This is a genomic window from SAR86 cluster bacterium (genome assembly GCA_023703575.1).
Lineage (GTDB): Bacteria > Pseudomonadota > Gammaproteobacteria > Magnimaribacterales > Magnimaribacteraceae > Magnimaribacter.
The window spans coordinates 1,272,541-1,294,486 of record CP097969.1 but is presented as its reverse complement, the minus strand read 5'-3'; the positions used below and the strand labels follow the sequence as shown (position 1 = coordinate 1,294,486).

Genomic DNA, 21,946 nt, shown 5'->3' with positions numbered 1-21,946 from the left:
GACAAATTAAAAGGAAAAACTATGACGGATCAAACAGCAACTTTAACGAAGGATGGAGATGTTTCAATTATTACTTTAGATGATGGAAAGGCTAATGTTTTTTCAACTAACATGAGTAATACAATCAATTCTCTTCTAGATTCAGTACCTGAAGACAAAGGCTCTTTATTAATTACTGGTCGAGAAGGTTTATTTTCTGCTGGTTTTGATTTAAAAACTATTTCAGGAGGAGATCCAAAGGCTGCACTCGAAATGACACAAGCTGGTTTCAAGCTTTTGTCTAGAATTTATAACTTTCCAAGGCCTGTCATAGCAGCGTCTAGCGGTCATGCAATCGCTTTAGGAGCTTTCCTTTTGTGCTGTGCTGATTACAGAGTTGGAGCATCGGGTCAATTTATCGTACAAGCAAATGAAACTCGAAATGGTATGTCGATTCCAACTCCAATTTTAGAGATTTCAAAGTCTAGGATTCTCAAGAATCATTGGTATAGAGCAATCTTAAACGCTGAAGCCTACCCCATATCTGATTCTGTGAATGCTGGGTATCTAGATGAAGTTGTCGAGCCTGAAGAACTCATGACAAAAGCTCTTGAAGTTGCAAAAGACTTAGCGACATTGAGCCATCCACACTATAAACTCACAAAAGATCTTGACCAAAAAGATGTTGTCAAAAGAATAAATGACTCCATCGAAGAGATGGCTAATCCTTTCTAAATTGAAAAAAAAACTTACTAAGTAGTAAGTTTTTGTTAATCTACCCATCCCTAAGTGGGGCCATAGCTCAGCTGGGAGAGCGCATCCCTTGCACGGATGAGGTCGTCGGTTCGATCCCGACTGGCTCCACCACAATTCATCGGATAAACTTATTTGTTATGATTATCTTAATGATGATTAAGATTTGTATTTCATGACACTAAAAAATAAGAGATACCTTATTTTAATTTTATTGCTTTTTCCTGGCTCTTTCCTCGCAGAAGAACCCTTAGACTTTTGTGATGAAGGATATCTTGATCAATTCTTTCCGCAAGTTACTACTGAGTATCTGTATCAAGAAAAAACTTTGAAAGTTTTTTGTGAAACAAAGATCCAAAACCCGAATAACATGGTACTTTTTAATGATTTGGTGAATTTCTCAAAAAATTTAAGAAATTTAACTGATCCAGAATTAGAAAGAGGAACATTTGAATATTTTCTAATATTTTTTCCAGAAATCCTATTTCAACTCTATGAAAATGGTGAAATAGAAAACATAGTCGACACGTTCATAATTCATATGGATGATCTTGAAAAAGAAAGCTTCAGACTTGATTCTGAACTTTATTTTGCAAGTCTTATAAAAGAATTAGCTACATATCAAGTTCAATATATAAGAGATCCAACCATTGCTGTAGATCTAATAAATTATGCTGAGAGAGTCGTCTTCAATTCTTTCAAAGAAAATGAGATTATCCCTAATAATAATCTTCCAATACTCTTGCAGTTGAAAATTATTAAGCTCTCAGCCCTGATTCTTTCCGGTGAAACTGATGAAATAATCTCGGAGTCTACCCTTTTTGTAAACTCATTAAATCCTGAAATGTATGCGGGTAAATTTGAAATTTGGACAATTTCTAATCTTTTACATGAAATCGAAAACATAACTGCGGAAGGTTCATTAGATCTTAATAGTATTCAAAACTTAAGAATTAGCTTGTTCTATCTTATCTTTAATAATAAAGAGTTAGATATTAGCGAATATGAATATATTCAAGATGACCTTTTTAGTTATGTATTAATTGAAAGCTTTCAAGAAAAAAATAAACTCTGTGATGAGGAAACCTTTACAAAGCTAAGAGATGATAAAAGGATTCATGCAATTACGAGAAATTTTATTGATACTTTCTGTTTTCCTACAAAATATAAAACTATGGAAAATGTAAATAGGATCTTTACAAAATATGAAAATGATCAGATTTACAAAACTAATTTTGATAATTTTTATAAGACGTTGATTAATCCATACGGGGATACTTACACTCTATTGGGATCTCTCCCTGATGATGAATCTAAACAAATACAGTCCGATGTTACCTTTATCTTGTCAGGCTCTGACGTAAATATTGATCATCAAGCTTCAAATGATCTATTTTTGAAGGAATGTAGAAATGGTTCTGATGAATGCAAGACAATGATGAAACAAGTTTCAAAAATGATCCAATCAATGCTAGTTGATCTCCCAAAAGAAATTAATATTAATAACATTGGAAATGAAGGAATTTTGTTTAGGATCGCTGAAATGACTTTAAATTTTGAAGAAAACAAAAAATTTGCTACTGACTTTTTTAAAAATACCGAGATTGTTTTTCCTACAAATGAAGAAATTATAGACTGTCTCTCTAAGAATACCTCTTCAATTGAGAATCAAGTTAGAGAATGTGACGCAATTCAGAAATTCATGAATCTTTACCATATTTCAGATAGTTATATTTTTTTTGATGATGATGAACAAAAAAAAGAGCACTCAAAAATTTTGTTAGAGTTCTATACTTTTTTTGCAAGATCAGCTGGCATAATTTATACGTTATCGCCTAAAGATTCTTTTTTTCAGACAATAGAGAGCCATTATCTTAAAGACAAACTGCTTATGCTTTTGCATGCCGCTATAGTTGCTCATGATAAATATGAATATTATTCAGGAAATTATGACTTTTTCAGTTTTCCGGCATCTACCTTAGAAATGATAATGAAGGTGAAGAAAAACGACTTTGATAAGTCTTTAAGCTTAAATAGGGTAAACATTAATGATGAGATGCTTGAAAGTGGTGTTATTTCTAAAATTAAGAAAATATTTGCCTCAAATTTTAGAATCAATAACTACTTAACATTAGTGGAAGATTATGACCAAAATGAAATTAGAAATTTAAGATTTGAACAAGACTCTAATCGAAATTATTTAAATGACGTCTTAGATAAATTTACCGATCAAAAAACTATTGGTAATGACAAGCTGATTGACAGAATTAGAGAAAATCTTAAGCAAAATGAAGTTCTCGAATATCATTTTTCTATCAAAAGCAGTGAAAGAAGAATTGTTTTTAGGATATATGGAGATATGGTCACAGTAAGAAGTTATGAATTATCGGATACAGAGGTTTTAAAAGTTTATGACGAATTTTCAAATTTTAAATACATAAATCAAAATCGAAAACACGCCAATGATCTTTCTCAAGTTATTTATGATCTTAGCTCACTTGATTCAATTAAAAAGGTCTACATCATCTCTGAAGGTATTTTGAAGTATATTCCCTTTCACGCTTTAAATTATAAGAATAAATATTTATCAGAGAATTTTGAAGTCAGCTATTTACCTTCTCTTAGTTCTTTCCTAAATCTGACAAGTGAAAACAGTCCCCTTAATTTTCTTGGTGTAGGAGATCCATTTTTTGATGCATTAGAAAATGAAGTCTTTAAGACAAGAAATATCACAGATCTTTCTCAGCTAGCTTCATTACCAGAAACACAGGAAGAGATAATAGAAATATCCACAGAATTTGACTCAAAAATGATTTTGCTTGGCATGAATGCAACTAAGAAAAATTTTCAAAGTCTTAAAAATTTCCATTCTGATTCTTTAATTTATTTTGCAACACATTCTTTACCATACGGCAATTCTATTTCGGAGGAACCTGGATTGGTTTTAACTCCAGTTAATGATCAAGAATCAGGAATACTAAAAATATCTGATATCTCAGAAAATAATTTTTCAGGATCTATAGTTGCTCTATCAGCCTGCAAAACTTTTGATTCGTCTCATATAGATAAAGAAGCCTATTCTGGCATTGCACAGGCCTTTTTTCTTGGCGGTGCAAAAGGAGTGTATACGACAATGTGGGAAATTGAATCTCTCTCAGCTTCAAAATTTAATAGCGAATTGTTTAGAGGTATCAATAATTCAAATATTACCAATTCTTTGCAACAGGTGTCTCAAGCCTTTATTAACGGAGATTTTGGAGAGTCTTATAAAGATCCTTTTTATTGGGCCCCTTACATATATTTAGGGAAATAACCATTCTTGTAACAGAGAAAATTGTGATCATAATTGTGAAACAATAAATTTTTGGAAGGCAAACTAAAAGATTGTTGAAGTAGCTTTCAGTAGTCGTCGTATTCTCCTGGGTAATCTTCTCTTCTCCACATCTCTTCTAATTCTGGATAATATTCATCATATAGCTTGTTTTTTTTATCATAAATTCTATAAGTACTAGACCCACATTTGTAACATTTAAAAATTTCCCCTTCATCTCTGGCCTTTAAAATCACCTGTTCTTGATTAATTGGTTGATCTTTATTACTGCAACTTAAACAGTGAAAGGTAAATTGTCCTCCACCACATTGCCACTTTAAAGGAGGTAATCGGACTAACCATTGTCCCTCAATTCTACTGACATACCACGATCTTTTATGCTGCATAGATAGCCTTTGCGCAATTTTTTTTGCTTCTCGAAAACTGTTGCAATGATAAAATTTTTTCATCTTCTAACTTCTCCTCCTTTTATATTTATGACCCACAGTTATAACAACATCAGAGTCTTCAGAAATTACGACATATCCATTAAGCTGTTTCTTGATAGAGTCAAATTTACTTTTAGGCAAGTCAGATGTTCGGTAATCCCTATCTTTCTTTTTTATAAAATATATTTTTCCTCCATGACCATCAAAATGACAGTCTCCGTGTTTGATTATGTGTTCTACAGCAGTTTTTGATATACCTCTTTGCTGCATTCTGGATCTTGAGTGATTTGTAAAGTTAATATTCATAGTTAATTAACGAACAAATTCATCAGGTGTTACAAAAAAAATAATTAAAAAAATTTGTAACATATTGGATAGTTATTCGTTAAAGATTTCATATGAATATAACTTTTCATCATTTGCATACTTTGTTAGATTGTTTTGGTGGATCTGCTTACAAAGATATTAAATTCTAAAGAAGAAAGTTATGAGCTTAATAAGAAGATCTTCAGCCGGTGCTACTCCCTCACTATGAATAAAGAAGAAGCACAAGATATAGCTCAAGAGACTTTTACTAAGGCTTTAGAGAAGATAGATCAATTTGAAGGAAATAATATTGAACCTTGGCTATACACAATTGCAAGAAATCTATTTTTAGATATGCGCACCAGAAGGACTGAAATACTAAGTGAAGAAACTCCTGAAGTAGAAGTATTGGGGCATGATAAGGGTATTGAGATCTCTGTAGATCTTCAAAAGTGTTTGGAGGAGTTAGAAGAAGAAGAAAGAGAGCTAATGTCCATGGTTCCATTTCATTCATACCAAAAGATAGAAGAAGAGCTAAATATAAGTAGTGCAAATGTACGCACAAAAATTTGCAGAGCTAGAAATAAACTTTCAGAGTGCATGGGGTTAGCAATATGAATGATCAAGATAAAGTATTAATTTCTGCTTATTTAGACAATGAACTGACACAAGAGGAGAACTCTTATGTAGAGTCTTTGATTAAAGAGGATAGTGAAGCATTTAATTATTTAAATAAAATCAAAGAAATTAATAATCAAACAGAATCTTTTTTTCAAGAAGCTTTAAATTCAAATGAGTTTAAAAACTTTCAATCATTTGTGGACGACTTGAAACCCAAAAAGAAAGTTTCACTAAAATCCATCTTAAAAAACTTTTTTATTCCTCAGGCCATTGCCGGTTATGCTTTATCTGGATTGTTGTTCTTCAATTTAGGTACAAACAGCATGGCTGGTTTTCAAGATACAAATTCTCAATTTGCTCAGGCTGAATATGAACAAGACATCCTTGTATTTCGTTCAGGAGAATCAGATGATTTCTTGAATCAAGTCAAAAATGTGGCTATGAACCTGATCAAAGAAGGAAAGCAAAAAGCAAAAGGTAGTTACGGCGATAAGGATTACACGCTGCAGATTACTAAAGAAGCTACTATAAATGCTGAATCAAAATGCTTTTTAGCTGAGTTTGAATCTATAAATGAGCAAAAGCTATTTTCTATTTGTAAGAGTGGACAGAACTCGTCAATTTTAGAAGTTACTCAATAACAAAATAGCCTGACCACAAGAAAGGGTGGTAATTCAAATCAATTAATTCTCTTTGTGTTTCAGCTAAAGCCTTTTGAGGATTGCGTTTATTCTTAATCTTTTCAATATAAGACTCTGTAACTTTTTGAGCTGAAGCTGTTTCAATTTCCCATCTAGTTGCTAATACACTTCTTGCTCCTGCAACTTGAAAAGATTTAACGAATCCAGAGAAATTATCTGAATCTTCATAAATAGATGAATCTGTATCACATGCTGCTAGAACAATATGAGAGTCATTGAAATTAAGTTCAGAAATTTCAAAAACATCAAGATATCCGTCATCCAATTTGTTCTTTGTAAGAACAATTGACGGCAGTTGATTATCTAAATCCTGAGATTTGCTTGTATGAGTTGCAAAGTGCACTAATGCATTATGTAAATCTGAATTTTTAAGATTTGTTTCATTAGCATCTTTGCCCAAAAAGATTGTTTTATTCTGAAAATTTAGACTGCTATTTTTTATCTCTAAGCTTGTATTAGGCAGAGGATCATAAATTTCTCCATATCCAGAGTAATCTGCACCTCCAATCCCAATGTAATTTGTTGGTATGTTAAAACTCACTTGCTCCTCGGTAAGGAAATCCACCAAAGAAAAGTTTACTTTTATTTCTTTTTCTTCAATAAGCCATTTATTTTCTTTTCTAAGAAGGCTTGGGGAAATAAATTCATCCAAATTAGAGATAAAGATGATCTTATCTTGCAATTCAATATCAGGAATAATTACTTTAGATAATGCGTCTATCTTTTTAATATAATTTTTATTTCCGTCAAACAGAGATTGTTTCATCTCTTCTTCAATTGAATCTATAAGCTCATAAAAATCAATACCATTAATCTTAGTTACTTCCTTTATTTCTATCCTTTCTCCTGACTTATTAACGGCTATTGAGGTAATGAAGTTTTTGGTTGAATTAGAAAATACTGGTCCTGTTGAAAATCTATATAAGAGGATTAATGTTTCATCTTCCTTAATTTTGGATTTGATTTTTTCTAAAGAGATTTCAGGATACAAAAGTAAATATATATCTGATTTTTGGGATGTGCTTAGGTTATTAAATTGCCTAATACTTTTGAATATATTTTTTTGAGATATTTCTGAAGAGTTTGTGCTGACTTTCCCTTCAGAGTATTCGTTAATAAAGCGATTTTTTAACCTTTCAGATTTAAGAAAGTTTTCCAAGGCCTGTTTACCTAGGCCATCAGATAGCTTTGATTTAATGATGCTCAATTCCAGAGGTCCTCTGTCTAAATATTTTAGATTTGCAAATAAGTCTTCATAAACAAGCTTTGAAAATTTATCATTTAATATTAGAGAATTCATCGTCAATCTTGTATCTGCATGAAATGCATCACCTAAAAAAGGATCCAAATCACTATTTATCATTAGTGGAGCAAGCGAAAACATTTCTAAATAATTTTTAAACGCTTCATCTTTAAACCCATTCCCATACAACCCCTTAGTTAAGACATCAAAAACTACTGTATCATCTGAATCTAGACCAATATCAGTAACTGCTTCAATGAATCGGTCTTTTATCCTTTGGATGTGTCTGAGAATCTCTTTTTTATCGGCTTTCTCATAGCCAAGATACATTTCTAACCCGTAAATTAAGTTTGCGGATGCTTGTGAATGCTCCTCAGCATACTCAGCCTCTTTTATTACTCTTTGATAGTGTTTTAGTAGCAGTTCTTGATATTCATCATTAGATATATGGAAAGACAGAACTTCAATAGCATCTGAAATGGTAAAAAGTTCTCCTATATCCGATTCTTCAATATCAACATTAAATGATTCGTTGATTGATGAATAAAGATCAGAAATTAGGTCTTCCACCAGAGATTCATCCATCCCATCTTCTGAACATCGGAGAGCATCAGCAGAAATAGATATATCTGCCCCAAGACTTTCATAATCCTCTCTTTTATTATCTAAAGATCCTTCTCCAGTGTATCTGGCCCATCTTATTTCCCATAAATCCTGATAAATATTCCATGCATTTTGTCTCTCATAACAAGATAATTGTGAGAAGTGAGCTGGAAATGAATCTAGAAAAAATTCATCCATATATATATCAAAGAAGTCATATTCAGAAAGTGCCTTAAAATAACTCTCTAAATAAACTCTGTAGTAGTAGCCTTTTTGAGTAGAGCCAGAATCCTTAGCCCACTCTAGTGAGTCAAGATGAAGCCAACAACTCAGATGAGTATCAATATAGTCTTCAAAATCGGTGGTTAAAATAATATCGGCACATATTTCATAGGATTTAGTCAGATAGGACATATCAAGATAATAATAACCTTCGTAGTAATAAGCTAAATTAAGTTTTGTACGCAAGTAGTCATCCGATTTTTCCCCATCCAGTTTTGCATAAATATCCAGTAGCTTTTCGTAGGTCTTAATTATCAATTCTTCATCTTCTTCAGTATCTTGAATGATGGCCTTGTAATTGTCATACCATACGGCCAAAGCATGGAGATATTCTTTTGAATTTATATCTTCCGAAACAGGCTTAGACAGAAAGATTATTTCTTTTATGTATTCATACAAATTCTCGTCATAAACTCTGTAATTCATCAATACACGATAGTAGTAGATAAAATCAGTGTGAAAATAGTTGAGTTTTTGAAAGTCTGAAATGAAATTTTTCATATCCTCCATAAATTTTAAGTCATCATCTTCTGTTTCTGCGCTCCTTGCCCGATCTTGAAAAGCATAACCTCTACAAACAAGTTTTAGATGCTCGCTGATAGCTTCTTCACATCGTATTTTGACTTTTTTATGTAGTTCTTGATGTAACAGTAGATCGCCAACTCTATCGGCCTCATTGGACTCGTCTATGAGTAGATAAATCTCTTTTTCACTACAATCCCGTTCAAATGTTATGCCGCATGCTTCTTCGGAGTAGACCTCAAGGGAATAACTCGCAAAGAAGATTAGTCCTATTTGTAACAATCTATGCATTTTCTCGTTATTTGTATAACCCGTATGAATAACAGTGTAAAAATTTGAAGAAAGTTTGTAACAATTTGTTCATTTGCTCGTTAATTCATTATGAAACAACTAATCGGAGATAGATATGGATTATAACGAAATCAAAATTAAAGAATCTAAGACTTTATTAAATATGGCTTGGCTTCTAGAGATAATCTTTTGCACAACAGGTTTATTTATAGCATTTACTTTGTCTACTTCTCATTTAGAGGAAGTTACTTTAAAAACTGTATCCTCACCAGACATCCTAGTAGGACTACTTGTACTTGTTGCAGTAGCTCTTGTAGAGCTTTCAAAAATTCCCACAGTTAATGTTTTCTTACTTTCAAGAACTCTATCAACAAAGTTAATTTCTGGCTTATTCCTTTTATGTGTATGTGTTTTAACTTTTGAAACCATGTCTACTGGACTAGAGCAGAATGTTACAAATAGAGAAAATGAAATTAAAGACAATAGATCCATTGTTATAAATCTTAATGAGCAGATAGCTAATATATCCAGAGAAATCTCCGATAAAGAATCTTTAACGCAAGAACAAATTTATGCCAATTCAAAACTAAACCTTGAAAGTTCGCTTAATCCTCTTAATGAACAGATTAAAGAATTAAGAAAAAGGGAGCTTCAGTTATCAGCCGTAAAAGATACTAATGAAATTCAAGAGCTGAAGAGACAAATTAAAGGATTAGAAACGGCACGTTCAGAAGCTTTATCAAGTTTTAATGAATCTTTGAGGCAGCTCAATGATGAATTATCTCAACTGAATCAAGATGAACAGAAAGAAATTTCTGACTCCATGTTTACCAGCAAAATAATTAAGAGATTTCAAGAAAGGCGTGAAATTATTAAGCAAGAAAAAAATGATCTAAGAACAAGCTACGACGAGAAAAGCGCTTTCTACCTTAAACAAATTGAAGGTATCAATACGCAACTAACGTTATTAACGAAACCTTCACAAACAAAAATAGATCAATTGGCAGAAGTCTCTGCATCAATTCTGAAATTACAGTCTGAAAAGCAAGATCTCATTAAAAGTTCTAATAACATGCTTGAAAGACAATTAGCTGAAGCTAAAGAGTCAATATCTATCGTTAATCAAAAAAAGCAGGCAAAAAATATTCTTGAACAAGAGCTTATTGATGCAAGAAAGTTACTATCAGAGTCTGCTGAGGGTTCATTTATTCACAGAATGGCTTCTAGAATATATGAAGTTCCATCTGCTGCAGATTTAACCGAGAAACAAGTAGGAACTATCTCCTTAATTTTTGTATTCTCCATAGCATTGGTCGTGGCTATTGCAGGCCCTCTATTGGCATACTGCTCCATGAACTTAAAGATTGAAAAATCTTCAAAACGTTCAACCTTGAATAGATCTTTTAGCAAAATGCTTGTTTCACTCAGGAAGAGACTTACCAAACCTAAGATAGTTACGGAGATTAAAGAAGTTGAGAAAGAAGTTGAAAAGATTGTAGAGGTTGAAGTTGAAAAGAAAATCTACGAGACAGTAGAAGTTCCAACTCCTTACGAAGTTACTAAATTTGTTTCCGTGCCTGTTCCAACCGAGATAAGCAAACTTCCGCTTGAAAACGCTACATTTACTACAAACACCAATCAATCACTTTTAGGAGGTGTTAAATGAATAATCAAATTCATGATAACTCTGCAGTAGAGAACTACTTAAACCAGATGTCTTTAAGAGAAGCAGAAAAGACAAAAAGTCAAAAAGTTAGAAACTTTATCAAAGAAGCTCCTTACAGAGTTCTTATGGTAGGTGGAATAATCTTGGCCCTTGCTATACTTTTTTACAGTCTCGGATTAGGCATTAGTCATGCCAGAAGTTTTGAAGTTGTAACAATTAATGAAAATATAGAAACAAGAAATGGATCGCATTACGTTCCCGATAATGAACAAGCAACCGAGGTAGTTGAGTCGCAGGATCAAGATAGATTGATCAATGTAGAAGAAATTTTAGCTAGTCAAAGCAACAACATTCCATCCAGCATTGTTAGTAATAACCAAAAACAATCAGGGGTAAGACACTACACAATATTTGATAGTGTTCCATTCAATGGTGAAGAAATATATGAAGTTGTTACAGGAAGGCAATTTGATTCTCCCGAATCACCTCCTGTACGTTCCTATTGTTATGCAGAACTTTATAGAACAGATGGCATTGATCGGACCATATCTCTCATCAGAATAGATGAAGGAAAAAGAGATACTAAGACTCATACACCTAGTATGAAAATAGACTTAGGAGTTTCAAAGGAAGAATTCATAGGAGCAATGTCAAAATGTACTATATAAAATTCTTAATAATTTCGTTTTCTTTATTAATGTCGCTGTTAATAAAGTCTCAGGAAATAAATATTTACGACAATGCCTTTGCGTCTGTAGTTGCAATATTTGGTGATGAAGCAATTGGCTCAGGAGTAATTATCTCCTCTAGTGGTTACGTCCTAACCAATTGGCATGTAGTTGAAAATAATCCAAATCTTAAGGTTTTAACCATTGGGGAAGGTGGCTTTGAAGAGAATTTAAGAGAAGTTGAAGTCATAAAATACAATGCAACCTCTGATTTGGCACTCATAAAACTCACTTCTCAACCTGATAATATGAGTGTAGCTAGTATCAGTCAGATAATTCCAGAAATTGGTGAAGCTGTCCATGCCATAGGACATCCTAATGGTGAAATCTGGTCATATACTAAAGGCTATATCAGCGCCATTAGAGATGATTATTCTTGGAAAACAGAGGCAGTACAATTCAAAGGCGATGTGTACCAAATGCAAACACCTATCAATCCTGGTAATTCTGGCGGTCCTTTACTCAATAATTTTGGAAATGTAGTTGGTATAAATACTTTTATGAATACCGAAAGTCAGGGTATTACATACGCAGTTACTGTTACAGAAATAATAAAATTTTTAGGTTCTTAAAGTGCTTGAATTAATGATCATTCTTATTTGTTTCTCGGTTTTAGGTTTTATTCTTTTCACTTTTTTTTCACTTGGGATCTATAAAAAAACTAATAAGAGGCTCATCTCTTTGATAGATCAACAGAAGGAGTATATTGATCAGGCTGAGTTCTATATAGAGCATCAGAATCAGGTACTGAATGAGTGGTCAGACGAATATAATGCGCTAGTTCTTAAAAACAATGAGTATGTAGACCTATTAGAAGAATATCTCCAGATTGGTGATTACTCAAAACCCAAATTTGATTGCATTAAAGAAATTGATGACCTTCTTATCAAGCTGACTACTAAGGAATTTATAAGACATATGGCATGGAAGAAAATTGCAGAACTTAAAGCAACTAATAAGGTTATAGATATAACCGAGAGAAGAGAGATTAACGAAAACTCAGAAAATATCAAAAAAGAGTTTCAATTAATCTTTCCCAGGTTTACAGATGAGGCCCTCAAGGAAATAGATCAATCAATTGAACAAATGAAGATAAAGCTAATAAAGAAATATGAAATTTAAAATAGATAAAAACATACCAACTAGAAGATTTTATAAAGAATTTACTGCTACTCTGGATAAACTTGAAGTGGGAGATAGCATTGGCAATCTAAATAAAGATGAAATGTATAGATATAGAGGTAATTTCTATACCAAGCATTTTATAAACCGAAAGTTTTCTTTTAGAAAGGAATCGGAGAATAGCTACCGCTTGTGGAGAATAAAATGATCAATTTACTTTTAAAACTAATGTTTATTAATTAGCTAAAAGTTTGGAAAACAAATATCAAAGAAGACAGATGAAATTAAAAGAATACATAGAAAAAAGAGGTGAAGCACCATTAGCCAAGGAATTAGGAGTATCTAAAGATACTGTTAAATCTTGGAGATATGGCAACAGACAACCCTCTATAAGCAAAGCAAAAGAATTAATAAGATTAACGGGATATGCTCTAGATTGGGAAAGTATATTTGGTTCAGTAGAGGAGAAATAATGAGAGTTATAGATCTAATAGTTAAATCCGTAGATAAGTTAGGCGGAGAGGCAGAGCTTGAAGATATCTACATAGAAGTAAATAAATTTAGAGACACTCCCGAACCAAGTATTAGGGCAAGGCTCTATGAACATGCCAGTGAATGTGATGCTTACAAAAAAAATAATCCTGATTTGTTTGTTTCTTCTGATGGCAAGGGAGGAGGTAAGTGGCGAAGAAGAGTTAAGCAGCCCTCAGACACAATAACCTGGTTAGATGAAACAATTGATATCTCTCTGTTCAAAGTAGGAAATTTATATAAAAAGAAAGATATAAGAGTAATTTCTGGTCTGTCAGAATCAAAAGGACCCAGAGAGCCATGGACGGGCATAGCAAGTTTGGCAAATGCTCAACTTCTATTTGTTAACCTTGATAAAACAGATGCAGAAGAAGATCTAAAATTTAATGATTTTTTTGACGCTTCTGACTTTTTTTGGGAAGCAAGGAATAGGGATACACTTGAAACTACATATATAAAAAAAATTCTTGAAGGCATACCAGTTTATTTATTTTGCCGTTTAAATAAAAAAGGTGACTTTGTGTATGTGGGCTCATTAAACCCTGTGAATTACGATGACAAAGCATCTCCAATACAATTTCATTTTGAATTATTGGAATTTCAAGAAGAACCAAATGAGTCTTTATATGAGCTTTACAACTGGAAACCAAATGAAATTGTAAGAGTGCCTCAAATTTCAGTAAAAAAGGAAAACTCTAATAGAAAATCTACAAAAGGATTTATAAGAGATCTAAAGAAGAAAGAACTCGTTGAACTTCACGCCATGAAAAAAGCCTTTGAGCACTATACAAATTTAGGATACGAAGTAGATGATTGTTCGGGATTAAGGAATCTTGGATATGATTATAAATGTTCAAAAGGAACTGAGATTATTGAAGTGGAAGTGAAGGGAACAACTTTAGATGGAAGTCATGTGCTGCTGACAAGAAACGAAGTAGATAATGCAAGAACTACTGCCAATAGATCAGATCTTTTTATTGTTCACTCTCAAGATATCCTAATAAATGAAGGTGAGTACAGCGTCCTTTCTAGTTCAATTAATTTAATTGAAAATTGGGATCCAAAAGAAGACGATCTAGAAAGTCTATCTTATTCATACAGGGTAAATAACTGGAACAAAGAAAAATAAATTAAGGAATAAATATGGATCAAATTATCATCAATTACTACAACTTTGCTGTCTTCATACTGGAGGCCTTAGGTGGGTTTACAGCTACAGGCTATATGATTGCCAATTTTGTAATTTTTGTCTTTTTACAACCAGGCTTAGCTTTACTATTCTTTTACTTGTGGAGAAAAGAAGTTAAGGGAAATAGATTGAGGCAGTCATGATTGATCTAATAACAATGATTTTTACCCTTTGTGTTGAACTGATGAAATATTTCTCGTCAATTACAGGTCTCTCTTATAAGGAGATAAATGTTCTTGTATTCTTGGTAATACAACCGTTACTAATTTTGGTATTCTTCATATTATGGAGAAAAGAAAGATCTATTGGCATAAAAGCTGACGTTTCATGAAGATAGTTAAGAACAAAACCTTAAAAAAAGATCCAACAATGACGAGAGTTGTTTCTAATGATAGTCCCCTGAGATATCCCATGAATGTCCATATGACAGATACACATGAGAGAAGAATAGAGTGGTTGCAATACGAAAATTCAAAAATCTGTGAAGAGTATCTTTCAGCTCAACTCTTATACGCAATTGCTTTATTAAAACGAAAGCAAAAATCAAAAGAACATATTAATTTGAGTGAATATAAAGCTCTTAATGATGCTTTAGAGCTATGGAAAGAAACAAATCTTTGCGGAGAGCATTACCATAATCTTTGGATGAAATCTTTAGACGACTCTTTTAAATACCACTATGTGGGCGACGAAGATCTAAAATTAGAAGAAGAAATAGACGAATAAAATTAATTGAGTTTCTTTTGAATTTTTTCATTAAAAATCTTCCAAAGTTTTGCTTGATCACCTTTTATAGCACCACCATAGCTAAGATGTCTCCAATAGGCTCTCTCAATAGTGATTTCTTGACCTTTAAAATCCAGAACAAAAGTTACTTGTCCTGAACTGTGATTAAAATTAATAGTATCTTTGTTATCCTCAGAGATAACATCCATAAGCCCAAAATTCGCAATAGTTTTCATATTTCCTCCTACAGAATATAAGAGACACTTTTAGCTGTTTATGTCCGCAAGCTGTGCCAAATCAACAAGTTAATTCTACATTAATTTCTAGACCAGGTTTTAAATAAATAGTAACGTTGAGTTAATGAGTAACGAGTACAAGAATAGGTCAAGAGTAGTCTATGAAGCAATGGATGATGAAGAGATGCGTATTGGTACTTTAAAAGCTCAAACTGGATGGGCTATTGATGAAGCAACGGCTAAGAACCTTCTATCTCAAGCTAAACTCAAGAAAGCATTGGAGAATGAAGTGCCAGATAGTGTTGAGTACAAGAAGATAAATCAAGCACTAAAGGAGTTAAGAACTAACTGGAGAGAACTTAATTACCTTAAGAAAGCTACTTTTTGGAATCCCAAACCTTGGGATGATGATTGGGAGTTTATGGAACATTTGATAGCCTTGGTGCAAAAGGTTAGAGGGATTAAATAATGATTTCCGCAAGTACTCTTATATTCATATTAGGCGGGCTATCGTTTTTATTTGTTTTTTCATGGTTCAAAAAAGCCGCTATTGAAGTCTTTAAGAAAGAACTTGCCTCTAATGTTAATCAGAAAAGTGTTTGGTCAAAACTCTTTCAGGTACTTCTGGTTGATTGGCTCGTATGCACACTGGGTGTCTTTGGTACAGGTGCCGTGTTTATTGCTATTTTTAATCAGCTTCAACATTTATTGAACTCCTAACTCTATTTTGAAAAATTCAATCTCATTAATAGGAATGGCTGGAGCAGGGAAGACATCTGTAGGCAAGGCTTTATCCCTTGAGCTTGGTTATGAATTTCTAGACACAGATAAAATGATAGAAACCTCATATGGAAAATCTAAGGATATTATTGATTCTGAAGGTAAAGATAGATTTAGGGTTATAGAGGAAGAAGTTCTGCTTTCAATAAACTTTAAGAATACTTTACTAGCTACTGGAGGTAGTGCAGTTTTTTCTCCTTTGGCAATGGAGCACTTAAGAGATAATTCTGATGTCATCTACTTAGAAGTAAGCTTTGAGAATATTTTAGAGAGGGTGTTGGATTTTGAAGAAAGAGGTTTTATAAAAGAATCACATCAATCAATTAAAGAAGCTTATGCGGAAAGATTAGTCTTGTACGAAAAATATGCGGATTATTCTTTGACTAATAACAGTTCAGTGGAAGCATGCGTACAAAAGATAATTTCTTTATTAGACTTATAGAAAATTTGAAACTTACTGAAGGGGCTCTTAATAATTTTGTTGGTATACTTAATTTATTAAATTCGGAGTAAATAACTTTACCATTACCTTTAGAAAATCCTGAGAATCAAAATCCTCCCCCTTTTGATGACGGTACTTGGGGTAAACTCAAACCACAAACTCCATGGGGAACTTTACCAACATTACTCTTACCCTCAGGTGAAATTATTGGACAACAAAGAGCAATTCTTAGATATCTAGGTAAATTTATTAAGTTTGAAGACAATTACCTTTATCCAGAAGAGCCCGAAGCTTCGGCAAGAGTGGATGGATTTATGGATATGATGGAAGATATCTGGCCTATATTGATCGGTCTAAATGGAACAGATTCTATGGAAACGGCGCCCTTATACTCAACAATGTTAGGTCAAGGTACTTTAGATGACTTTCTAGATCCTAGAATGGAAAAAGGAAGCGGGGAACTCGCAACTCAATTTGATTTTTTGGAAAACGCCATTAGCGATGAAGGTCCATTCTTATTAGGCTCCAATCTTTCATGTGCAGATATTCTTCTTTTTGCTGCTGTCTCGTGGTGGGGCGCAGCAGTTTTTCCAAATATGGAAAAAATAGTAGAGGGTAGGCCAAAAATCGAGAAATCTATCAGAGCAGTAGGGACTATAGCGGCAATTTCTGATTACTACAGAAGTTTAAAAGCTAGCAGAGATTCTATGCCTACAGTGGGTTCAACTAACTATGCTAGTTATTACAAGAATTATCATTTGTTGTGCGGATTAAATGAATAGTCCATTTGAATGAAATTATCAGCAATACTCATTTCATTCCTTTTCTTCGGCATTGTAAGTGCTGAAGAACCGGGCTATGTATTTGGCTGGACGCACTTAGCTGACCCGGATCTGCAAACACCAATAGGAGGATCAACCACAGGTCCTAAGATTGAGATTGATGAAGATCCTAACTCTTATTGGCTTGAACTTCAAAATCCAGGCTTGTCAAAATATGAAAAGGATAGATTGGCTATTCTTGGTATGCAGGGAGGCTATAAAGCAAATTTTGATTTTATGGAAACGATGGGTTTCTCTGAAAATTACTCACCTTCGAGACCGTATCAATCTTGGGGAACAGAATTTGTGAAAGTCATAGAAGATAAAGAAGATTTCATCAGCCTACAGCACATCATGGTGATGTTTTTTGAACAAGATGATGGTTCTATTTCTGATCCAATCGTAGTGAAACATTGGAGACAGGATTGGCATTACGAAGATAAAACCATAAATGTTTACATGGGAGATAATATCTGGAAAAAACAAACTGTCTCAGATAAGGAAATTCAGGGTAAATGGTCACAGTCTGTTTATCAGGTCGATGACTCTCCCAGATATCAGGGATATGGAGAATGGAAACATTATAAAAATACCTCTACTTGGGTTAGTGAAGAAACAAACCGACCTCTGCCCAGGAGAGAAACTACCATTAGAGACGACTATGATTTGCTTTCGGGTACTAATCTCCACACTATTACTCCTTCTGGATGGGTTCACGAGCAGAATAATTCAAAGGTTTTATTAAATGGCAAAGTACTTGCTAAAGAAATAGGTCTTGCCAGATATCAAATGGTGAGCGATTTTGATTGGAGTGCTGGAGAGGAATACTGGGACAAAACAAAACTTTTTTGGCTTGAGGTTCGAAACTACTGGAAGGACACTTTAGAAAAATCTGATCAGGTTCAAGTTCTAAAGGCCAATAAAGAAAAACTTTTATTTGCTGAGTTGTTTGGGCTAGCAGATTCATATGCAAACGGAAATTTAGAGTCCATCAATGAAGTTGATTCATTGATATCAAAATATGTTCAAGAAATTTGAAAATCTAAATAGTATTTTGATTTTCTACGGCAAAATCAACCGATTGTTTTAGCACGTCTACCATTAAATCAATTTCATGATCCCCTATAATAAAAGCAGGACCCAGACAAATAATATCCCGATATTGGCCAGTACCCCCTGGGTATAGAAAGACACCTTCCTCCAAACCTTTTTGCATAACTTTACTGGTAATTTTCTTAGATTCATCAAATGGTTTTAAGTTGGATTTATCCTCAACAATTTCTATACCTATAAGAAGTCCTTTGCCTCTTATCTCGGCAATATTTGGATGTTGTCCTACTTCGGAATTGAGTTTTTGTAATAACTTTTCACCAAGGGGCTGAACTCTTTCACATAAATTTTCTTCTCTGAGTGTTTTGAGAACTTCAACAGAAGCTGCGCATGATTGAGGTAGGGCAGCAAATGTATGAAACATAACCTCATAACCTGCTGATTGAATAGAATCAGCTATCACATCAGTGCTGTAGGTTCCACCAATAGCTGCATATCCTCCACCCATTCCTTTGCCTGCTACAAGGATATCTGGTCGAGTATTGTAAAAATTACACGCGAAGTCTATTCCGACTCTACCAAAGCCTGTCATTACCTCATCAGCAATCAGTAAAATATCATTTTCCTTAAGTATTTTCTCTGCTTCTTCCCAATATCCTTCTGGAGGAGTAATTGCTCCGCCGCTAGATCCATTTATAGGTTCCATTAAAAGGGCAGCTATATTTCTTGGATCTAATCTTTTGATCGTATCTCTCAGATTATCTAAATAATAATCTTTTGAGTCAGGATGAAAACTACCTAAAGGACATCTAAGTGGGTAAGGTGTCTCTATTGTGGTTGGTGATGGAACATAACTTTCCAGTCCTCTTTTTCGAGCTTCATGACCTGAAATACCTGACATATTTAATGTAGTGCCATGATAGGAAAGACTTCTGGTAAGAATGATATTCTTTTCGGGCTTTCCTCTACTCGCTTGATATTGAATTGCTAGCTTGACAGCTGATTCGTTTGCTTCTGATCCACCAGATGAGAGATGTATTCTAGTTAAATGAGATGGAAGCCAGTGATTCCTCAATTCGTCTAATAAAGCTTCTCTTTCAGGGGTAAGAAAGGGAGGGAGTATGTATGAATTATTTATTACCGCTCTGGAAATAGCCTCAGCGACTTCTTCCCTTCCATATCCAATATTATTGACTATCGCACCGCCGGCTGCATCCAGAATTTTTCTTCCGTCTTTAGTATATAAGTAAGCTCCCTTAGAACTTTCAAATTCTATTCCCCACGTCTGCTTGAGAAAAGGCCATTTTATTTGTTCCATTAATTCACCTTAGAACGCTAAAAGTATGTCATCTATGATTAAAACTGCCATACTCAATTGTAATACTAAACTTGCCCATAAAATAAATTTAGTTGTAATTTTGGGTTGTAACTCTGGCTCAAGCTTATTGACTAAATAGAGCGCACCTATATTAACTATAGGTAACCCCATGGCGGCCCATATGCCTGCTATGAGAAGTAAGGTGAAGGGATTTGGTAAAACAAAATAGAATAAACCTGATAGAAATGGGATAAGGAAAGCTATCAGCTTGATTAACTTTTTTCTTGTATTTGCTTGCTCTTTTACTAGACCCATAGAAATTAAATAGTCAGATATGGTTCTTGTGAATGCAGCAGTTCCTGATAGTAGAGTAGAGAATAAAACAAAAAATGCCAGAATGATAAAAAGCCATTTAGCCCAACCGCCCAACACCAGAGAGAACATATTTTGAAGTGAACTTATAACATCTATATCCCAAAAAGAGCTTGTCGCTAAAGCTTGTTGTAATTCAGGGACATTGTAAAGAACACCTGCTCCTAAAAAGAAAAAGGGCAGTGTTCCAAGAGTAATAAAAAAGACTGTCACCCAAACATCAGTCTGCATAGTTTTTATCCAATGTTTAGTTTCCTCAACATTATTTCCACTATTTTCTGCATATCCTTTTTCTAAACACCAATACGTATACGCCATTATTTCTCCATAGCTTATTCCGGTAAAACCAAAAACAGCCAGAGCTAGTGGTAAGTAACCTGATGGAAAAGAAAAGCTAAGACCTGATGAGACTTGTGCAACACTAACTTGATAATCAGTAGATTGCATTGCAATTGCGATAATCATCGTCATAAAAGAGAAGAACAATACCATTACAAGCAAGGTCTTCTCTAAGCTCTTATAAGATCCGAAATAGAGCAACATCCAAGTAACTAAACAAGAGATTACAACCCATATTTCTACAGTTAGAAGTGGGAACATTGTATTGCCAGCCTCAGCTACAGCTCCTGCTAATCCACCCATACCCGCAATTGAAGGTATGACTCCGATAAACATGAACCAAACTAACCAAGACGTAGTTTTTCCTTGGATGGTTGTTTTGAAGCCTGGCATATCGGCAAAAGCTTCTAAAAATGTTTTTTTCGAAACAACTATATATCGGGCTATCTCAGCTTGGATGATTGGTTTACTCCACATGCTTAACAGCAACCACCACAAAAGCATGAAACCTGCGGCTGCGCCCAATAAAGGCGTCATTACTATCGATCCACTGCCTACAACACTTCCAGTAACAACCACACTTGGGCCAATAAATTTCAATCTTTCTAAAAAGGTTTTTGGTGCTTCTTGCATTCTTGTATAGATTTTCTCACTAAATATGGAACAATTCCTTAATTCTTTCAGAAAATTAACACTAATGAAATTTAAAGTTAGTTCGGGCCTAAATATTCAAGCAACTGCCCTAGGTAATCCTGACGATCCTCTTGTAATTTTGCTCCATGGAGGCGGTCAAACTAGACACGCCTGGGGAGGTACTGCTGAGAAATTATCTCAAGCAGGATTCTATGCTGTAGCTATTGACTTAAGAGGTCATGGAGATAGTGACTGGAGCGAAGATGGAGATTATGCAATTGAGAACTATAAAGAAGATCTGAAAAATATTATTAATCAATTAGGCAAATCTGCTTCCTTGATAGGTGCATCTCTTGGCGGGATGGTTTCTTTATGCACTGCAGGTGATAGAGACTGTAGTGACCTATGTAATGCACTAGTGATGGTTGACATAGGTATTTATCCAAATGAAGAAGGATCGAACGAAATTCTTAAATTTATGAGTTCAGGTTCTAAAGGTTTTAGTTCTTTAGAAGAAGCATCTGATTCAATAGCTTCCTATCTTCCACATCGGGAAAAACCAAAAGATGTATCGGGATTAAAAAAGAACTTAAGATTGAAGGAAGATGGAAGATATTATTGGCACTGGGATCCCAGATTCATAGAATCTAGAACAAGTAACAGAAGTGATTATAAATTAAGACAGAAAATTTATGCTGAATCAGTCAACATTCCTACTTTACTCATTCGGGGAGCTTTAAGTAATGTTGTCACCCAGGACGAGGTCGATGATTTCTTGGAAACTATTAAACATGCTGAATTCATTGAGATAGATCGTGCTGCCCACATGATAGCTGGAGATAGAAATGATATTTTTGCTAACGCAGCTATTTCATTTCTACAAAAGACCTTAAATTCAGAGTAATTTAGAATACCTTTTGATAATATCAATCA

25 protein-coding genes and 1 tRNA gene are annotated in these 21,946 nt (G+C 33.9%); 20 read left to right on the top strand and 6 right to left on the bottom strand.

The window, feature by feature from the left end:
- The first annotated feature begins 21 nt into the window (after positions 1 to 21).
- The 3 genes from M9C83_06620 (at position 22) to M9C83_06610 (ending at position 4,045) form a co-directional block, all read left to right on the top strand.
- Positions 22 to 714 carry a crotonase/enoyl-CoA hydratase family protein gene (locus tag M9C83_06620; protein URQ66316.1) on the top strand — a complete coding sequence of 231 codons (693 nt, stop codon included), beginning with the start codon at positions 22 to 24 and terminating at the stop codon, positions 712 to 714.
- 56 nt (positions 715 to 770) lie between these two features.
- Positions 771 to 846 (top strand) — tRNA-Ala (locus M9C83_06615).
- Between the two features lie 61 nt (positions 847 to 907).
- Entirely contained in the window at positions 908 to 4,045 is a 3,138-nt protein-coding gene (locus tag M9C83_06610; GenBank protein URQ66315.1) for a CHAT domain-containing protein, read from the top strand.
- Between the two features lie 86 nt (positions 4,046 to 4,131).
- Here M9C83_06610 and M9C83_06605 read toward each other — a convergent pair whose 3' ends face one another.
- Both M9C83_06605 and M9C83_06600 read right to left on the bottom strand, forming a co-directional pair.
- Positions 4,132 to 4,512 (bottom strand): hypothetical protein, encoded by a 381-nt coding sequence (locus tag M9C83_06605; protein URQ66314.1) that lies wholly within the window; start codon positions 4,510 to 4,512, stop codon positions 4,132 to 4,134.
- A gap of 3 nt (positions 4,513 to 4,515) precedes the next feature.
- Positions 4,516 to 4,797 carry a DUF4258 domain-containing protein gene (locus M9C83_06600; protein URQ66313.1) on the bottom strand — a complete coding sequence of 94 codons (282 nt, stop codon included), beginning with the start codon at positions 4,795 to 4,797 and terminating at the stop codon, positions 4,516 to 4,518.
- Between the two features lie 225 nt (positions 4,798 to 5,022).
- Here M9C83_06600 and M9C83_06595 point away from each other — a divergent pair, with 225 nt between their 5' ends.
- Complete coding sequence (locus tag M9C83_06595) at positions 5,023 to 5,415, top strand: sigma-70 family RNA polymerase sigma factor (protein URQ66312.1); 393 nt, start codon at positions 5,023 to 5,025, stop codon at positions 5,413 to 5,415.
- Positions 5,412 to 6,059 (top strand): hypothetical protein, encoded by a 648-nt coding sequence (locus M9C83_06590; GenBank protein URQ66311.1) that lies wholly within the window; start codon positions 5,412 to 5,414, stop codon positions 6,057 to 6,059. The genes M9C83_06595 and M9C83_06590 overlap by 4 nt, the downstream gene beginning before the upstream one ends.
- Here M9C83_06590 and M9C83_06585 read toward each other — a convergent pair.
- Positions 6,049 to 9,060: a CHAT domain-containing protein gene (locus M9C83_06585; GenBank protein URQ66310.1), complete on the bottom strand. Its 3,012-nt coding sequence runs from the start codon at positions 9,058 to 9,060 to the stop codon at positions 6,049 to 6,051. The genes M9C83_06590 and M9C83_06585 overlap by 11 nt on opposite strands.
- Positions 9,061 to 9,175: 115 nt before the next feature.
- Here M9C83_06585 and M9C83_06580 point away from each other — a divergent pair, with 115 nt between their 5' ends.
- The 9 genes from M9C83_06580 to M9C83_06540 all read left to right on the top strand — a co-directional run bounded on the left by M9C83_06580 (position 9,176) and on the right by M9C83_06540 (position 15,022).
- A complete protein-coding gene (locus M9C83_06580; GenBank protein URQ66309.1) occupies positions 9,176 to 10,726 on the top strand; it encodes a hypothetical protein in 1,551 nt (516 codons plus the stop codon).
- The gene (locus tag M9C83_06575) at positions 10,723 to 11,394 is read left to right on the top strand and encodes a hypothetical protein (GenBank protein ID URQ66308.1); all 672 of its coding nucleotides are present in this window, start codon (positions 10,723 to 10,725) and stop codon (positions 11,392 to 11,394) included. The genes M9C83_06580 and M9C83_06575 overlap by 4 nt, the downstream gene beginning before the upstream one ends.
- Positions 11,382 to 12,026: a serine protease gene (locus M9C83_06570; protein URQ66307.1), complete on the top strand. Its 645-nt coding sequence runs from the start codon at positions 11,382 to 11,384 to the stop codon at positions 12,024 to 12,026. The genes M9C83_06575 and M9C83_06570 overlap by 13 nt, the downstream gene beginning before the upstream one ends.
- A 13-nt stretch (positions 12,027 to 12,039) precedes the next feature.
- Positions 12,040 to 12,576, top strand: coding sequence for a hypothetical protein (locus M9C83_06565; GenBank protein URQ66306.1), 537 nt, complete (start codon positions 12,040 to 12,042; stop codon positions 12,574 to 12,576).
- Positions 12,566 to 12,784, top strand: coding sequence for a hypothetical protein (locus tag M9C83_06560; protein ID URQ66305.1), 219 nt, complete (start codon positions 12,566 to 12,568; stop codon positions 12,782 to 12,784). The genes M9C83_06565 and M9C83_06560 overlap by 11 nt, the downstream gene beginning before the upstream one ends.
- A 70-nt stretch (positions 12,785 to 12,854) precedes the next feature.
- A complete protein-coding gene (locus M9C83_06555) occupies positions 12,855 to 13,049 on the top strand; it encodes a helix-turn-helix domain-containing protein (protein ID URQ66304.1) in 195 nt (64 codons plus the stop codon).
- Positions 13,049 to 14,236 (top strand): DUF3883 domain-containing protein, encoded by a 1,188-nt coding sequence (locus M9C83_06550; protein URQ66303.1) that lies wholly within the window; start codon positions 13,049 to 13,051, stop codon positions 14,234 to 14,236. The genes M9C83_06555 and M9C83_06550 overlap by 1 nt, the downstream gene beginning before the upstream one ends.
- Positions 14,237 to 14,250: 14 nt before the next feature.
- A complete protein-coding gene (locus M9C83_06545; protein ID URQ66302.1) occupies positions 14,251 to 14,439 on the top strand; it encodes a hypothetical protein in 189 nt (62 codons plus the stop codon).
- Between the two features lie 184 nt (positions 14,440 to 14,623).
- Entirely contained in the window at positions 14,624 to 15,022 is a 399-nt protein-coding gene (locus M9C83_06540) for a hypothetical protein (protein URQ66301.1), read from the top strand.
- 2 nt (positions 15,023 to 15,024) lie between these two features.
- Here M9C83_06540 and M9C83_06535 read toward each other — a convergent pair whose 3' ends face one another.
- On the bottom strand, positions 15,025 to 15,258 hold the full coding sequence (locus M9C83_06535) for a hypothetical protein (protein URQ66300.1): 234 nt from the start codon (positions 15,256 to 15,258) through the stop codon (positions 15,025 to 15,027).
- A 124-nt stretch (positions 15,259 to 15,382) separates the two neighbouring features.
- Here M9C83_06535 and M9C83_06530 point away from each other — a divergent pair, with 124 nt between their 5' ends.
- From M9C83_06530 to M9C83_06510, 5 genes are all read left to right on the top strand, one after another.
- On the top strand, positions 15,383 to 15,727 hold the full coding sequence (locus M9C83_06530; GenBank protein ID URQ66299.1) for a hypothetical protein: 345 nt from the start codon (positions 15,383 to 15,385) through the stop codon (positions 15,725 to 15,727).
- Positions 15,727 to 15,978, top strand: a complete 252-nt coding sequence (locus M9C83_06525) for a hypothetical protein (protein ID URQ66298.1) — start codon at positions 15,727 to 15,729, stop codon at positions 15,976 to 15,978. Before M9C83_06530 ends, M9C83_06525 begins: the two co-directional genes overlap by 1 nt.
- A gap of 7 nt (positions 15,979 to 15,985) precedes the next feature.
- Positions 15,986 to 16,480, top strand: a complete 495-nt coding sequence (locus M9C83_06520) for a shikimate kinase (GenBank protein URQ66297.1) — start codon at positions 15,986 to 15,988, stop codon at positions 16,478 to 16,480.
- Positions 16,481 to 16,794: 314 nt separating this feature from the next.
- Positions 16,795 to 17,262, top strand: coding sequence for a glutathione S-transferase family protein (locus M9C83_06515; protein ID URQ66296.1), 468 nt, complete (start codon positions 16,795 to 16,797; stop codon positions 17,260 to 17,262).
- 9 nt (positions 17,263 to 17,271) lie between these two features.
- Positions 17,272 to 18,339: a hypothetical protein gene (locus M9C83_06510; GenBank protein URQ66295.1), complete on the top strand. Its 1,068-nt coding sequence runs from the start codon at positions 17,272 to 17,274 to the stop codon at positions 18,337 to 18,339.
- 4 nt (positions 18,340 to 18,343) lie between these two features.
- On the opposite strand, the gene M9C83_06505 is transcribed toward M9C83_06510, so the two are convergent.
- Positions 18,344 to 19,669: an aminotransferase class III-fold pyridoxal phosphate-dependent enzyme gene (locus tag M9C83_06505; GenBank protein URQ66294.1), complete on the bottom strand. Its 1,326-nt coding sequence runs from the start codon at positions 19,667 to 19,669 to the stop codon at positions 18,344 to 18,346.
- Positions 19,670 to 19,678: 9 nt separating this feature from the next.
- Entirely contained in the window at positions 19,679 to 21,013 is a 1,335-nt protein-coding gene (locus M9C83_06500; protein URQ66293.1) for an Nramp family divalent metal transporter, read from the bottom strand.
- Positions 21,014 to 21,038: 25 nt separating this feature from the next.
- Between M9C83_06500 and M9C83_06495 the strand changes: the two genes are divergently transcribed.
- Complete coding sequence (locus tag M9C83_06495) at positions 21,039 to 21,917, top strand: alpha/beta hydrolase (GenBank protein URQ66292.1); 879 nt, start codon at positions 21,039 to 21,041, stop codon at positions 21,915 to 21,917.
- Positions 21,918 to 21,946 lie beyond the last annotated feature (29 nt).